This is a genomic window from Pseudomonas putida, assembly GCF_016406145.1.
In the GTDB taxonomy this organism is placed as follows: domain Bacteria; phylum Pseudomonadota; class Gammaproteobacteria; order Pseudomonadales; family Pseudomonadaceae; genus Aquipseudomonas; species Aquipseudomonas putida_E.
Window position 1 is genome coordinate 451,444 of sequence record NZ_CP066306.1, and the last position, 14,822, is coordinate 466,265.

11 protein-coding genes and 1 pseudogene are annotated in these 14,822 nt (G+C 61.0%); 7 read left to right on the forward strand and 5 right to left on the reverse strand.

Going from position 1 to position 14,822, the window contains the following annotated elements; all coding sequences use genetic code 11:
- Positions 1 to 185 precede the first annotated feature (185 nt).
- The gene (glnA, locus tag JET17_RS02090) at positions 186 to 1,592 is read right to left on the reverse strand and encodes a type I glutamate--ammonia ligase (protein WP_012312360.1); all 1,407 of its coding nucleotides are present in this window, start codon (positions 1,590 to 1,592) and stop codon (positions 186 to 188) included.
- A gap of 471 nt (positions 1,593 to 2,063) precedes the next feature.
- On the opposite strand from glnA, the gene thiI reads away from it, so the two are divergent.
- Positions 2,064 to 3,518 (forward strand): tRNA uracil 4-sulfurtransferase ThiI, encoded by a 1,455-nt coding sequence (thiI, locus tag JET17_RS02095; RefSeq protein WP_012312361.1) that lies wholly within the window; start codon positions 2,064 to 2,066, stop codon positions 3,516 to 3,518.
- 126 nt (positions 3,519 to 3,644) lie between these two features.
- Positions 3,645 to 5,465: a translational GTPase TypA gene (typA, locus tag JET17_RS02100; RefSeq protein ID WP_012312362.1), complete on the forward strand. Its 1,821-nt coding sequence runs from the start codon at positions 3,645 to 3,647 to the stop codon at positions 5,463 to 5,465.
- A 146-nt stretch (positions 5,466 to 5,611) separates the two neighbouring features.
- On the opposite strand, the gene JET17_RS02105 is transcribed toward typA, so the two are convergent.
- A complete protein-coding gene (locus JET17_RS02105; RefSeq protein ID WP_012312363.1) occupies positions 5,612 to 6,016 on the reverse strand; it encodes a YkgJ family cysteine cluster protein in 405 nt (134 codons plus the stop codon).
- Positions 6,017 to 6,202: 186 nt separating this feature from the next.
- On the opposite strand from JET17_RS02105, the gene JET17_RS02110 reads away from it, so the two are divergent.
- The 3 genes from JET17_RS02110 (at position 6,203) to JET17_RS02120 (ending at position 10,429) form a co-directional block, all read left to right on the forward strand.
- Entirely contained in the window at positions 6,203 to 8,653 is a 2,451-nt protein-coding gene (locus JET17_RS02110) for a glycogen/starch/alpha-glucan phosphorylase (RefSeq protein ID WP_012312364.1), read from the forward strand.
- A gap of 165 nt (positions 8,654 to 8,818) precedes the next feature.
- Positions 8,819 to 9,829: a class 1 fructose-bisphosphatase gene (locus JET17_RS02115; RefSeq protein ID WP_012312365.1), complete on the forward strand. Its 1,011-nt coding sequence runs from the start codon at positions 8,819 to 8,821 to the stop codon at positions 9,827 to 9,829.
- Positions 9,830 to 9,832: 3 nt separating this feature from the next.
- Positions 9,833 to 10,429: a DUF924 family protein gene (locus JET17_RS02120; protein ID WP_012312366.1), complete on the forward strand. Its 597-nt coding sequence runs from the start codon at positions 9,833 to 9,835 to the stop codon at positions 10,427 to 10,429.
- A 35-nt stretch (positions 10,430 to 10,464) separates the two neighbouring features.
- Here the strand turns inward: JET17_RS02120 and JET17_RS27635 are convergent, their stop codons facing one another.
- Positions 10,465 to 11,295: a methyl-accepting chemotaxis protein gene (locus JET17_RS27635; RefSeq protein ID WP_411269038.1), complete on the reverse strand. Its 831-nt coding sequence runs from the start codon at positions 11,293 to 11,295 to the stop codon at positions 10,465 to 10,467.
- A 24-nt stretch (positions 11,296 to 11,319) separates the two neighbouring features.
- Positions 11,320 to 12,357 (reverse strand): annotated as a pseudogene (locus tag JET17_RS27640) (cache domain-containing protein); the annotation flags it as partial.
- Between the two features lie 222 nt (positions 12,358 to 12,579).
- Here JET17_RS27640 and bamE point away from each other — a divergent pair.
- Entirely contained in the window at positions 12,580 to 12,834 is a 255-nt protein-coding gene (gene bamE, locus JET17_RS02130; protein WP_012312368.1) for an outer membrane protein assembly factor BamE domain-containing protein, read from the forward strand.
- Positions 12,831 to 13,403, forward strand: a complete 573-nt coding sequence (locus tag JET17_RS02135; protein WP_012312369.1) for a lipocalin family protein — start codon at positions 12,831 to 12,833, stop codon at positions 13,401 to 13,403. The genes bamE and JET17_RS02135 overlap by 4 nt, the downstream gene beginning before the upstream one ends.
- Before the next feature lie 33 nt (positions 13,404 to 13,436).
- On the opposite strand, the gene JET17_RS02140 is transcribed toward JET17_RS02135, so the two are convergent.
- The gene (locus JET17_RS02140; RefSeq protein WP_012312370.1) at positions 13,437 to 14,801 is read right to left on the reverse strand and encodes a formimidoylglutamate deiminase; all 1,365 of its coding nucleotides are present in this window, start codon (positions 14,799 to 14,801) and stop codon (positions 13,437 to 13,439) included.
- Positions 14,802 to 14,822: the final 21 nt, after the last annotated feature.

Consider the following 14,822-nt stretch of genomic DNA (forward strand, 5'->3'; position numbering starts at 1 on the left):
TTGAGCGGGCAATCCCCTGGTTGCCGTTGATCGAAGCGCCGCAACTCGAAGAGCAGCGTCTCCTGAAGCTGGTCCAGGCGGGGGCGAAGTTCATTGGCAAGGTCGATTCGGGCGGCTGGAAAACAAAAACGGCCTTCATGAGAAGGCCGTTTTCGGGATTTCATCGGCGCAAGGCGCCAATCAAATCAGCAGCTGTAGTACAGCTCGTATTCCAGCGGGTGCACGAAGGTACGGACCTTGATCTCTTCTTCGCTCTTCAGTTCGATGAAGGCATCGATGAAGTCGTCGGAGAACACGCCGCCTTTGGTCAGGAACGCACGGCCTTTGTCCAGCTCTTCCAGAGCTTCTTTCAGGCTGCCGCAAACTTGCGGAATATCTTTCGCCTCTTCAGGCGGCAGGTCGTACAGGTTCTTGTCGGCAGCATCGCCTGGGTGAATCTTGTTCTGGATGCCGTCCAGGCCAGCCATCAGCAGGGCTGCGAAAGCCAGGTACGGGTTGGCCGATGGGTCCGGGAAGCGCGCTTCGATACGACGGGCTTTAGGGCTGCCGACGTAAGGAATGCGGATCGAGGCGGAACGGTTGCGTGCCGAGTATGCCAGCATAACCGGGGCTTCGAAGCCTGGAACCAGACGCTTGTAGGAGTTGGTCGACGGGTTGGTGAAGCCGTTCAGGGCCTTACCGTGCTTGATGATACCGCCGATGAAGTACAGGGCAGTTTCGGACAGACCGGCATAGCCTTCACCCGCGAAGGTGTTCTTGCCGTCTTTCCAGATCGACATGTGCACGTGCATGCCCGAGCCGTTGTCGCCGTACAGTGGTTTTGGCATGAAGGTGGCGGTACGGCCGTATGCGTCGGCAACATTGTGCACGACATATTTCAGGGCCTGTACTTCGTCAGCTTTCTTCACCAGGGTGTTGAACTTGACGCCGATTTCGTTCTGGCCGGCAGTCGCCACTTCATGGTGGTGAACTTCGACGGTCTGGCCCATCTCTTCCAGCGCGTTGCACATGGCAGTACGGATTTCGTGGTCGTGGTCGAACGGCGGAACCGGGAAGTAGCCGCCTTTGACGCCAGGACGGTGACCTTTGTTGCCGCCTTCCACGTCAGCGCCAGTCATCCACGAGCCTTGCTCGGAGAAGATCTTGAACATCGAGCCGGAGATGTCCGACTGGAACTTCACTTCGTCGAAGATGAAGAACTCAGGCTCTGGGCCGGCGAAGACGGTGTCACCGATGCCGGTGCTCTTGAGGTATTCTTCAGCGCGCTTGGCGATCGCACGTGGGTCGCGATCGTAGCCCTGCATGCTCGACGGGTCGACGATGTCGCAGGTGATGATCAGGGTCGGCTCTTCGGTGAACGGGTCCAGTACGGCGGTATCGTCGACCGGCATCAGGATCATGTCGGAGGCTTCGATGCCTTTCCAGCCAGCGATGGAGGAGCCGTCGAACATCTTGCCGACTTCGAAGAAGTCTTCGTCCAGGCCATCACGCGCTGGCATGGTCACGTGATGCTGAGTGCCTTTGGTGTCCGTGAAACGCAGATCAATCCACTTGACGTCATGATCTTTGATGAGTTGAACCGACTTCGACATGTTGTCCTCCGGATGGTCTAGAGCGCGGTGGGCCGCTGCCCTGGAAAAAAGGGTGTTGCCGGGCGCGGATAGTCGGCCAAGCTTACCTGCCTCACAAGGGAGCAAATTGCATGCCAGTGCCCGAAAATGGCGAGGCCGGGATAAAAAGGGGCGTTTGCGGGCATTTGGCGGTGGCTTGGCGGTTAAAGATGCACCCTTACGAGGCGGTTTTTCGGGTTGGCGCACCAATATCGTGCATCGAATGGGTTGTGTGCTTCCTTTAAGGGCCTCATCGCCGGCAAGCCAGCTCCCACATCTAGGCGCAGGTCTTGAGGCCTACCGATGTCCTGTAGAAGCTGGCTTGCCGGCGATGAGGCCAGTACAGGCAATATAAATCCAACCTTCTGTACAAAAGTTGGTCAAATCCTGAGCAATTTCCGATATAATTCGCGCCCCTCATTTTTCGGCAGGCCCTGCGCGCGCTGTTAACCAATGAAACTTATCGTCAAAGTCTTCCCAGAAATCACCATCAAGAGCCGGCCGGTACGCAAGCGCTTCATCCGCCAGCTCGGCAAGAATATCCGTAACGTGCTCAAGGATCTCGACCCTGAGCTCGCGGTCGATGGTGTCTGGGACAACCTCGAAGTGGTTACCCGCGTCGAAGACGAAAAAGTCCAGCGCGAGATGATCGAGCGCCTCACCTGTACCCCGGGTATCACCCACTTCCTGCAGGTGGAGGAATACCCGCTCGGTGACTTCGACGATATCGTCGCCAAGTGCAAGCAGCACTTTGGCCACCTGCTGGGCGGCAAGTATTTCGCCGTACGCTGCAAGCGCGGGGGCCACCATGACTTCACCTCGATGGACGTCGACCGCTACGTTGGCAGCCAGCTGCGCCAGCAGTGCGGCGCCGCTGGTATCGAGCTGAAGCAACCTGAAGTGACAGTGCGCATCGAAATCCGCAATCAGCGCCTTTACGTGATCCACAACCAGCACCAAGGCATTGGCGGCTACCCGCTGGGCGCCCTGGAGCAGACACTGGTACTGATGTCCGGCGGCTTCGACTCAACCGTGGCGGCCTACCAGATGATGCGCCGCGGCCTGATGACCCATTTCTGCTTCTTCAATCTCGGCGGCCGGGCCCACGAACTGGGCGTGATGGAAGTGGCCCACTACCTGTGGAAAAAGTACGGCAGCAGCCAGCGCGTACTGTTCATCAGCGTGCCGTTCGAAGAAGTGGTCGGCGAGATCCTCAACAAAGTCGACAACAGCTACATGGGGGTGACCCTCAAGCGCATGATGCTGCGCGGCGCTGCACGCATGGCCGACCGTCTGGAAATCGATGCGCTGGTCACCGGCGAAGCGATCTCCCAGGTGTCCAGCCAGACGCTGCCGAACCTGTCGATCATCGACTCGGCCACCGACAAGCTGGTGCTGCGCCCATTGCTGGCCAGCCACAAGCAGGACATCATCGACCAGGCGACCGAAATCGGCACCGCCGACTTCGCCAAGCACATGCCTGAATATTGTGGCGTGATCTCGGTTAACCCGACCACCCATGCCAAACGTCACCGCATGGAGCATGAAGAGAAGCAGTTCGACATGGCCGTGCTGGAGCGCGCCCTCGAACGTGCCAAGTTCATCTCGATCGATCATGTGATCGACGAGCTGGGCAAGGACGTGGAAATCGAGGAAGTAAGCGAAGCGCTGCCAGGCCAGATCGTGATCGACATCCGTCACCCTGACGCCCAGGAAGACGAGCCTTTGGTGCTCGAGGGTATCGAAGTTCAGGTGATGCCGTTCTACGCGATCAACAGCAAGTTCAAGCAGCTGGATGAAACCCGCCAGTACTTGCTGTATTGCGACAAAGGTGTGATGAGCCGATTGCACGCACACCACCTGCTCAGTGAGGGACATGCCAATGTGCGTGTTTATCGTCCGGCATAAGACCCCAGGGCTGTATGGCGGCAGCATCCGCCATCGCCCTCCCGACCGCCGGGCCCGCTGAGCCTTTTACCTTCATATTGGCCGCCTAGACTGGCGGCAACCGAATCCTCTGATCGAGATACAGTTGTGATCGAAAATCTGCGTAACATCGCCATCATCGCCCACGTTGACCATGGTAAAACCACCCTGGTCGACAAACTCCTGCGTCAGTCCGGCACCCTGGAGCGTAACGAGCTCAACGACGAGCGCGTAATGGACTCCAACGACCAGGAAAAAGAGCGTGGCATTACCATTCTGGCGAAAAACACCGCCATCAACTGGAACGGCTACCACATCAACATCGTCGACACCCCCGGCCACGCCGACTTCGGTGGCGAGGTTGAGCGTGTAATGTCCATGGTCGACTCCGTGCTGCTGCTGGTCGACGCCCAGGACGGCCCTATGCCGCAAACCCGCTTCGTGACCAAGAAGGCCTTCGAAGCCGGCCTGAAGCCGATCGTCGTGATCAACAAGGTCGACCGTCCGGGCGCGCGTCCTGACTGGGTTCTGGACCAGATCTTCGACCTGTTCGACAACCTCGGTGCTACCGACGAGCAGCTGGACTTCAAAGTGGTCTACGCCTCGGCCCTGAACGGCATCGCCGGTCTGGACCACACCGCCATGGCCGAAGACATGACCCCGCTGTACCAGTCGATCGTCGACAACGTACCTGCGCCGGACGTTGACCGTGAAGGCCCGTTCCAGATGCAGATCTCGGCACTGGACTACAACAGCTTCCTGGGTGTTATCGGCGTTGGCCGTATCGCCCGCGGCCGCGTCAAGCCGAACACCCCGGTTGTCGCCATCGACACCAACGGCAAGAAGCGTAACGGCCGTATCCTCAAGCTGATGGGCCACCACGGCCTGCACCGTGTGGACGTCGAAGAAGCCCAGGCTGGCGATATCGTCTGCATCAGCGGCTTCGACGAGCTGTTCATCTCCGACACCCTGTGCGACCCGACTGCCGTCGAAGCGATGAAGCCGCTGACCGTTGACGAGCCAACCGTTTCGATGACCTTCCAGGTCAACGACTCGCCGTTCTGCGGCAAGGAAGGCAAGTTCGTCACCAGCCGTAACATCAAGGACCGTCTGGACAAGGAGCTGCTGTACAACGTTGCTCTGCGCGTTCAGGAAACCGATTCCCCTGACAAGTTCAAGGTATCGGGCCGTGGTGAGCTGCACCTGTCGGTACTGATTGAAACCATGCGCCGCGAAGGCTTCGAGATGGCCGTAGGCCGCCCTGAAGTGATCATCCGCGAAGTCGGTGGCGTCAAGCAGGAACCGTTCGAGAACGTCACCATCGACATCCCTGAAGAATCCCAGGGCAAGGTCATGGAAGAAATGGGCCTGCGTAAAGGCGACCTGACCAACATGGTTCCGGATGGCAAGGGCCGTGTTCGCCTGGAGTACAACATTCCAGCCCGTGGTCTGATCGGCTTCCGTAACCAGTTCCTGACCCTGACCAACGGTGCAGGCATCCTGACCTCGATCTTCGATCGCTATGACACCATGAAGTCGGGCCAGATGTCCGGCCGCCTCAACGGTGTACTGGTTTCGGTCGAGACCGGCAAGGCACTGACCTACTCCCTGGAAACCCTGCAGGCGCGCGGCAAGCTGTTCGTCGAGCACGGTCAGGAGATCTACAACGGTCAGATCATCGGCCTGAACAGCCGTGACAACGACCTGGGCGTGAACCCGACCAAGGGCAAGAAGCTCGACAACATGCGTGCTTCGGGCAAAGACGAAGTCATCGCCCTGGTTCCGCCGGTTCGTCACACCCTCGAACAGGCCCTGGAATTCATCCAGGACGACGAGCTGTGCGAAGTCACGCCGAAGTCGATCCGTCTGCGCAAGAAGATCCTGGACGAAGGCGAGCGTACCCGCGCTGCCAAGAAAGCCAAGAACTGAGTTAGCTCAGGCTGAATGAAAACGCCCCCGGTCGAAAGGCCGGGGGCGTTTTTTTGTCTGGGCTTTTTGTATCGGTTTTATCGGCCTCATCGCTGGCAAGCCGGCTTCCACAGGTCCTTGCGCAACTGTTTTGGCGAGGCCAATGATCAGCGCGTGGTCGCCTTGGGCTTGTAAGCGCAATACCCCGGCCGCGGGCCTACCTTCGGATGGTTCCGGCAAGTATCCGGGCGCTTGTCATAAATGGTGCACAACCGGCTCTTGCGGTCCAGATACATGCAATCATCGTTGCTCATCCGGGTCAGGGTGAAGATCCCCGACTTCTGGTTGAAGCGTTCGATGATGCCTTCCTTCTGCAGGCGTTTGGCCACATTCTTCGGGGGTTCGTCCTTTTCGAACTCGTCCACTACGCCGATGCGGATCAGGTCTTTGATCTTCACTTCCACAGGCAGGGTGCAGCAGGTCGAATGGCAACCTCCGCACATGTGGCTGGCATAGCGCTGCCAGGTTTCCAGGCGGTCGACTTCGGCTGCGGCAATCAGGGTCGTTTTCATCGTTATAGGTGGCGGATCACGGTCTTGGGGCGCGCGATCATACCGGAGTTGTTCAATTTGTGAACAACCTTTTGCCGGATTGGCCAAGCCGGCATGAAAACTGCGAACAGAGGCTGTCAGTCCCTGTCGAAGGGTCTAGTCTCAACACTCTCCCGCCGCTTTTGCCAATTTGCCCGAGGATGCCGCATGTCCCAGGAACCCAAAGCACGTGACGCCGAGGTGGCCGACTTTCGCGCCGCTGTACTGGACAAGCTGACCTACGCGGTCGGCAAAGACCCGGAGCACGCCTTTGACCACGACTGGTTCGAGGCCATTGCCCTGGCTGCCCGTGATCACATGGTCGATCACTGGATGGATCACACCCGTCAGGCCTATCGACGCAGCCAGAAACGGGTCTATTACCTCTCTCTGGAATTTCTCATCGGGCGGCTGCTCTACGACAGCCTGAGCAACCTTGGCCTGCTGGACATAGCCCGTGATGCGCTGGAGGGGCTGGACGTGGACCTTGAGCGCATCCGGTTGCTGGAGCCGGACGCCGCATTGGGCAACGGTGGCCTGGGCCGCCTGGCTGCCTGTTTCATGGAGAGTATGTCGACGCTGGGCATCGCCGCCCACGGCTACGGCATCCGCTATGAGCACGGGCTGTTCCGCCAGGCCATGGTCGACGGATGGCAGCAGGAACAGACCGAAAACTGGCTGGATTTCGGCAACCCTTGGGAGTTCGAGCGCGCCGAGGTGATCTACCCGATCAGTTTCGGCGGCAGCGTCGAAACGGTGCAAGATACCCATGGTCAGCAACGTCAAGTGTGGTGGCCGGGCGAGACGGTACGGGCGGTCGCCTACGACACGCCGGTGGTCGGCTGGCGCGGCTCCAGTGTCAACACCTTGCGCCTGTGGCGCGCACGGGCGCTGGAAGAGCTGCACCTGGAACGCTTCAATGCCGGTGACCACCTTGGCGCGGTGGCCGAAGTGGCTCGCGCCGAGAGCATCTCGCGTGTGCTGTACCCGGCCGACAGCACAGAAGCGGGGCAGGAATTGCGCCTGCGCCAGGAATACTTCTTCGTATCGGCGTCGCTGCAGGACCTGCTGCGACGCCACCTGAACATGCACAAGGACTTGCTCAACCTGCCGGATGCTGCGGCCATCCAGCTCAACGACACGCACCCGTCGATTGCCGTGGCCGAATTGATGCGGCTGTTGGTCGACCAGCATGAAATCCCGTGGGAAAAAGCCTGGGAGCTGACCGTCGGCACCTTGGCCTACACAAACCACACCCTGCTGCCAGAGGCGCTGGAGACGTGGCCGGTGGCCTTGATGGAGCGCATGCTGCCGCGGCACATGCAGATCATCTACCTGATCAATGCCTACCATATCGATGCCCTGCGCGCGAAAGGCCTGCATGACTTCGACGTGCTGCGGGCGGTGTCGCTGATCGAGGAAGACAACGGCCGCCGGGTGCGCATGGGCAACCTTGCCTTCCTCGGCTCGCACAGCGTCAACGGTGTATCCGCGCTGCACAGCAGGCTGATGAAAAGCACGGTGTTCGCCGAGTTGCACAAGCTCTACCCCCAGCGAATCAACAACAAGACCAATGGCATTACCTTCCGCCGCTGGCTGTACCAGTCCAACCCGCAGTTGACGGCGATGCTGGTGGAGGCCCTGGGGCCAGAATTGCTTGACGACCCGCAAGGGCGCCTGGCCAATCTGGTGCCGTTCGCCGACAAGGGCGGCTTCCTCAAGCAGTTCGCCGCGCAGCGCCTGCACAGCAAGCGCGCGTTGGCCGGCATCATCCAGGACCGGGTGGGTGTCACGGTCAACCCTGAGGCGCTGTTCGATGTGCAGGTCAAGCGCATCCACGAGTACAAGCGCCAGCTGCTCAACCTGTTGCACACCGTGGCGTTGTACCAGGCCATCCGTAACGACCCGGGCACCAACTGGGTGCCGCGGGTGAAGATCTTTGCTGGCAAGGCCGCAGCCAGCTACCACCAGGCCAAGCTGATCATCAAGCTGGCCAATGACATCGCCCGGGTGGTCAACAACGACCCTACCGTGCGGGGCCTGCTCAAGGTGGTGTTCCTGCCCAACTACAACGTCAGCCTGGCCGAGAGCATCATCCCGGCGGCGGACCTGTCGGAACAGATTTCCACGGCCGGCTACGAAGCGTCGGGCACCAGCAACATGAAGTTCGGGCTCAATGGTGCACTCACCATTGGTACCCTCGATGGCGCCAACGTCGAGATGTGCGAACAGGTGGGTGCTGACAACATGTTCATTTTCGGCTTGACCGCGCAGCAGGTAGAGGCGCGCAAGCGTGACGGTGATTTTGGTGCCGTGGCCGCGATAGCCGCCTCCCACCGCTTGAATGATGTGCTACAGGCGATCCGCAGTGGCGTGTTCTCCCCCGATGATCCGTCGCGCTATGCCGGGCTGATCGACGGGCTGGTGGCTTACGACCGCTTCCTGGTCTGTGCCGACTTCGATGCCTACTGGGATGCCCAGCGGCGGGTGGAGGAGTTGTGGCATACGCCACAGGCGTGGTGGCGGATGGCGGTGCTCAACACCGCGCGGATGGGGTGGTTCTCTTCGGACCGGACCATTCGCGAGTATGCGACCGAGATCTGGAAGGTGCTGGATTGAGGCTTGGGGCCGCACAGCGGCCCCAACTGACCATCGGCCTGGCGAACGCTGAACTACCGACCTGTTGTGCCGTCTGACTGCCCAGGCGTGTCTCTTTACTCGCTAGCATTGAACTCTCCCTGTAAACTGCGGGGGTTTTTCTCCCCCATCCTTTCGGAGCCATACATGTCCCGCGTTACCTTGAGTCGCTATCTGATTGAGCAGACCCGCAGCAACAATACCCCTGCCGATCTGCGCTTCCTGATCGAAGTGGTGGCGCGTGCGTGCAAGGAAATCAGCCATCACGTGTCCAAGGGCGCCCTCGGCGGCGTGCTGGGCAGCATGGGCACTGAAAACGTGCAGGGCGAAGTGCAGAAGAAGCTCGACGTCATTTCCAACGATATCCTGCTTGAGGCCAACGAGTGGGGCGGCCACCTGGCCGGCATGGCGTCCGAGGAAATGGACAACGCCTACCAGATCCCGGGCCGATACCCCAAAGGTGCCTATCTGCTGGTCTTCGACCCGCTGGACGGCTCGTCCAACATCGACGTCAACGTTTCGGTCGGCACCATCTTCTCGGTACTGCGTTGCCCTAACGAATACCTGAGCCAGAACGAAACCCTGAACGAAAACGCTTTCCTGCAGCCAGGTACTGAGCAGGTCGCCGCCGGTTATGCCATTTATGGCCCGCAGACCATGCTGATCCTGACCCTGGGCAACGGCGTCAAGGGCTTCACCCTGGACCGTGAGCTGGGCAGCTTCGTCCTGACCCACGAAAACATCCAGGTCCCGGCAACCACCGCCGAGTTCGCCATCAACATGTCCAACCAGCGCCACTGGGAAGCCCCGGTTCAGCGCTACGTGGGCGAGCTGCTGGCCGGTGAAACCGGGCCGCTGAAGAAGAACTACAACATGCGCTGGATCGCCTCGATGGTGGCCGACGTGCACCGTATCCTGACCCGTGGCGGTCTGTTCATGTACCCGCGCGACGCCCGCGAGCCGAGCAAGCCGGGCAAGCTGCGCCTGATGTACGAAGCCAACCCGATGTCGTTCATCATCGAGCAGGCTGGCGGCGCCTCCACCAACGGTTACGAACGCATCCTCGACATCAAGCCAGAGAGCCTGCACCAGCGTGTATCGGTGATTCTCGGCTCGAAGGAAGAGGTCGAGCGCGTCACCGCCTATCACAAGGAGTAAATCATGCTCGCACCTTGGCAGCCGTTGCTGGAGTGGTGGTTCGGTTGGGGCACCAGTCCCCAGGCCGTGGCTGACGAGAAGAGCACGCTGTGGTTCGGCAAGCATCACGATGCCGAAGCCCAGGCGCTGTTTGGCGAGCTCGTCGAGCATGCCCTGGCGGGTGGGCTCGAGGAGTGGCAGCAAAGCCCTCAGGGCTGGCTCGGCCTGTTGATACTGCTGGACCAGCTGCCGCGCATGATCTACCGCGACACGCCGCGCGCTTTCGAGGGCGACCGGCGTGCCCAGGTGGTGGCCATGCAGGGGCTGCAGAAGGGCTGGGATTACCAGCTGCTGCCGATCCAGCGGGTATTCGTGCTGCTGGTGCTGGAGCATGCCGAGGTGCTGGACTGGCAGAACCTGTGTGTCGAGCGGTACCAGGTGCTGCTGGATGAGCAGCCCGAGGCCAACCGTCGGTTGTTCGAAGGGTTCCTCGACTATGCCGAGCAGCACCAGCGGGTGATTGCCCGGTTCGGGCGCTTCCCGCATCGCAATCTGTTGCTGGAGCGGCCGAGCACCAGTGAAGAGATGGACTTTTTGCTGGAGCCTGGCTCCAGGTTTTGAGTGATGCATGGGGCCGCAAAGCGGCCCCATTCGTTTCAGATCCTGAAACTCCCTACCAGATGCTTCAACCGCTCGACCTGGTGTTCAAGGTCGGTGCAGGCACGCAAGGTGCTCTGCAGGTTCTGCACTCCTTCCTGATTCAGCGTATTGATCTCGGTGATGTCGACATTGATCGACTCGACCACCGCTGTCTGCTCCTCGGTAGCGGTAGCCACTGACTGGTTCATGCCATCGATTTCGCCTATGCGCTGGGTCACACTGCCCAGGCGCTCTCCGGCCTGGTTGGCAATCCCGACGCTCTGGTCGCTGTGCTCACGGCTCTGGTTCATGGTGCTGACGGCCATCTGGGCACCGGCCTGCAACTCTTCGATCAGGCGCTGAACCTGCTGCGCCGACTCTTGGGTGCGGTGCGCCAGGTTGCGGACCTCGTCGGCGACCACGGCAAAACCACGGCCGGCTTCACCGGCACGGGCCGCCTCGATCGCGGCATTCAGAGCCAGTAGGTTGGTCTGTTGGGAAATGCCGCTGATCACATCGAGAATCTGCCCGATGTTGGCGGTGTGGGCATTGAGCGTTTCGATGTTGCCGCATGAATCGCTGATGCGCGCCGACAGCTGGTTCATCACGTCGATGGTGCGCCCGACCACTTGTTGACCGTCTTCGGCCAGGCCGCGTGCCTCGCTGGAATGTTGCGAAGCCAGCGCTGCGTTCTGGGCGATCTCCTGGGCTGCGGCACCCAGCTGGTTGATGGCCGCGGCCACGCTGTTGGTTCGGCTGGACTGCTGGTCGGCATTGTGGATCGAGGCATTCGAGGCGCTCACCACCTGCGTGGCCACCGCGTTGACCTGGCCAGTGGCCGAGGCCACTTCGCGTATCGACTCGTGAATACGCTCGACGAAACGGTTGAACGACTGGCCAAGGCTGCCGAACTCGTCCTGCGCGTGGATGGCCAAGCGCCGGGTCAGGTCACCTTCGCCTTCGGCAATGTCATGCATGGCGCGACCCATCAGGTGCAAGGGCTCCATCAACACGCGGATCAGCAGGCCGAGCAGGGCGATGATGACCAGTATCGCGATCAGCGTCGCGACGATGGCCGAGGTACGCAGCTCGCTGAGCATGGCGAAGGCGGCGTCCTGGTCGACCACGAGGGCCACGTACCAGTCCGCTGAAGGCACGCCGTCGACGTGGGTGAAACTGATGAACTGCTTGCGCCCATCCAGCTCGACTTCCTTGAGGCCGCTGCTGATGTGCGGTGTGTCGCCTGGGTAGACATCCGCCAAGGTTTTGAGTGCCAGGTCGGCCTTGGGGTGGATCAGGATCTTGCCTTCGCCGTTGACGATGAAGGCGTGGCCGTGGCCATCGAAGTCGAGCGTGTTGATCAGATTGCTGATGGTTTGCAGGTCGGTGTCCACGCCGCTGACGCCAATCAGCCGGCCCCCTTGCTGCACGGGGGTTGCCAGGGTGATGACCAGTTTGCCGGCAGAAGCCGAAATGTACGGTTCGGTGACGATGGTCTCGCTGCCTGCGCTGGCTGCCTTGTACCAGCCGCGGGCACGAGGATCATAGTCGGCGGCGCGGTTGCCGACCGGCACCGACTGCATGCTGCCGTCCTGGCCGCCGAAATAGGTGAGCTGGAAATTGCTGGCGTATACCGGCAGTGCCAGGCTTCTGTCGAGGCTGGCCTTGCCCGGCCCATCGGCGGCAATCTGCTGGGCCAGCGAGGCCAGCAACTGCTTGCGGCTGTCGAGCCAGGTGCGGATGTTGCCTGCGGTGAGGCGGCCGAGGTCCTGCAGGTTGGTCTGTGTATCGCTGCGCAGGGACTGGCGCTGGCGGTAGTCGTTGAACAGCACGAAACAGGTAAAGGCGACGGCCACCACCAGGGCGGCGGCCAGCAGGATCTTGTGGCTGAACTTGAGATTCTTGGTCATTTTTTGTGGTCTGCACAAGGCAAGGCGGAGGAGGGCTGCGATCACGCGTCACAGCGTGCCCGCTGTGTCGACTCGGCACGGCAAAACATTAATCGTTTGCGCAGCGCCTGCCGACCAATGGTGTAGAACGAAAAAGGCCTGTCAGGGAACCAGGGACCGTTTTTCCCGTCGAAGGTCCCTGCAGGCCTCTCGCCTGCACCCACCTTTCAGGAGTGTTCCTTCATGTCGTTGCGTTCCCTCGCCCTGTTGTCCCTGTGCGTCATCCTGACTGCGTGCAGCAAGATCAATCAGGAAAACTATTCCAAGCTCAAGGCCGGCATGAACAAGGCCGAGGTCGAGCAACTGCTCGGCACGCCCACCGAGTGCTCCGGCGCATTGGGCATGAGCAGCTGTACCTGGGGGGACGAGAAGAGCTTCATCAGCGTGCAGTACGCGGCCGATAAAGTACTGATGTATTCAGGGCAGGGCCTCAAATGACGCGTCTGCACCTGCTGCTGGGGTTGTGCCTGGTGATGCTGTTGGGTGGCTGCGCCACTTCGGCCAACGATCCGTTGGCACCCAAGACCGCCGGCAATGTCGACCTCAAGCGCTACCAGGGCAAATGGTACGAGCTGGCGCGTTTGCCGATGCCGTACCAGAGCGAGTGCGCCCAGTCCGAAGCGCATTACAACCTCAAGCCTGATGGTTCGTACGGGGTGCTGAACCGCTGCCGCACGATGGGTGACGAGTGGCTGCGCGCCGAGGGGCATGCCAACATCCAGCAGCCGGGGCATACCGACAGGTTGTGGGTTGAGTTCGATAACTGGTTCACCCGCCTGGTACCGGGCCTGACCAAGGGGGAGTACTGGATCCTTTACGTGGACGACCGCTACCGCACGGCGATTGTCGGCAGCCCTGACCGCAAGTACCTGTGGATACTGTCGCGTACGCCGAGCCTGCCAGCATGGGAGCGCGAGAGCCTGTTGGCCAAGGCCCGGCAGCAGGGTTATGACACCAGCCGTTTGATCTGGCGCATGGCGGACAAGCAGATCGTGCAGATGCATTGAGGCCTTAAGGGCCGCTTTGCGGCCCTCTTGTCGTCAGCCCAGCAGCTGTCGCAACACCTCGACATACTCACGAGCGCTCTCCTCTTGTAGCCCGTGCCGCCCCTGGCGCACCACCCAGTGCCCGTTGACCATCACATCGCGCACCTGGCGGTCGCTCCCGGCAAACAGCCAGCGGTTGAGAATTGCATCTTCGCCGGCAGTGGCGATATACGGGTCTTGCCCATCGAGCACCAGCCAGTCGGCACGTTTGCCCACGGCCAGCTCACCCACGGGTTGTCCCAATGCCTGAGCCCCACCCATCAGTGCCGCTTCATACAGGGTGCGGCCAACCATAGGCTGATCCTCGCGATAAAGCCGGTTGCGCCGCTGGTCACGAAGGCGCTGGCCATATTCGAGCCACCGCAGCTCTTCGACCACGCTCAGTGATACATGGCTGTCAGAGCCGATACCCATCCGGCCACCCTGGCTCAGGTAGTCCACTGCCGGGAAAATTCCGTCACCCAGGTTGGCTTCGGTGGTCAGGCACAACCCGGCCACGGCGCCACTGCGGGCCATGGCCGCCACTTCGTCAGCCTGCGCGTGGGTGGCATGCACCAGGCACCAGCGGGCATCGACCTGCACATGCTCATACAGCCACTGCAACGGGCGCAGGCCGCTCCAGGCCAGGCAGTCGTCGACTTCCTTCTGTTGCTCAGCGATATGAATATGGATCGGACATTGCTGATTGCCCGCTGCCAATACCTGGGCAATCTGCGCCGGTGTAACCGCCCGCAGCGAGTGGAAGCACAAGCCCAGCTGCTGCGCGGGTTGTGCAGCGATTGTCGCAGCGAGTTGCGCGTGCAATTGCAGGTACTGCTCGGTGGAATTGATGAAGCGCCGCTGCCCCTCGCTGGGTGGCTGGCCACCGAAGCCGGCATGGCTGTACAGCACCGGCAGCAGGGTCAGGCCGATACCGCTGCTGGCCGCCGCAGCGCTGATGCGGCGGGACAGCTCGGCTGGGTCGGCATAGGCCTTGCCCGCCTGATCATGGTGCACATAGTGGAACTCGGCCACCGAGGTGTAACCGGCCTTGAGCATCTCGATGTACAGCTGACGGGCGATGACCTGCAGTTGTTCCGGGGTGACCTTGCCGACCAGGCGATACATCAGTTCGCGCCAGGTCCAGAAACTGTCGTTGGGGTTGCCCGCTACTTCTGCCAGGCCGGCCATTGCGCGTTGGAAGGCGTGTGAATGCAGGTTGGGCATGCCGGGCAGAAGCGGCCCGGCCAGCCGTTCGGCGCCGTTGGCCGAAGCGCCGGACTCGATATGGGTCATTGTGCCATCGCTGGCGACCTCGATTCGGACATCGCTGGCCCAACCATCGGGCAGCAGGGCGCATTCGGCGAAGTAGGCGGACATCTGTGAAATCCTGTCATGGTT

What these genes read in the sequence shown, in the direction of transcription:
- glnA (WP_012312360.1), bottom strand. Translation starts at nt 1,592, where the DNA reads ATGTCGAAGTCGGTTCAACTCATCAAAGATCATGACGTCAAGTGGATT.
- thiI (WP_012312361.1), top strand. Translation starts at nt 2,064, where the DNA reads ATGAAACTTATCGTCAAAGTCTTCCCAGAAATCACCATCAAGAGCCGG.
- JET17_RS02105 (WP_012312363.1), bottom strand. Translation starts at nt 6,016, where the DNA reads ATGAAAACGACCCTGATTGCCGCAGCCGAAGTCGACCGCCTGGAAACC.
- JET17_RS02110 (WP_012312364.1), top strand. Translation starts at nt 6,203, where the DNA reads ATGTCCCAGGAACCCAAAGCACGTGACGCCGAGGTGGCCGACTTTCGC.
- JET17_RS02115 (WP_012312365.1), top strand. Translation starts at nt 8,819, where the DNA reads ATGTCCCGCGTTACCTTGAGTCGCTATCTGATTGAGCAGACCCGCAGC.
- JET17_RS02120 (WP_012312366.1), top strand. Translation starts at nt 9,833, where the DNA reads ATGCTCGCACCTTGGCAGCCGTTGCTGGAGTGGTGGTTCGGTTGGGGC.
- bamE (WP_012312368.1), top strand. Translation starts at nt 12,580, where the DNA reads ATGTCGTTGCGTTCCCTCGCCCTGTTGTCCCTGTGCGTCATCCTGACT.
- JET17_RS02135 (WP_012312369.1), top strand. Translation starts at nt 12,831, where the DNA reads ATGACGCGTCTGCACCTGCTGCTGGGGTTGTGCCTGGTGATGCTGTTG.
- JET17_RS02140 (WP_012312370.1), bottom strand. Translation starts at nt 14,801, where the DNA reads ATGTCCGCCTACTTCGCCGAATGCGCCCTGCTGCCCGATGGTTGGGCC.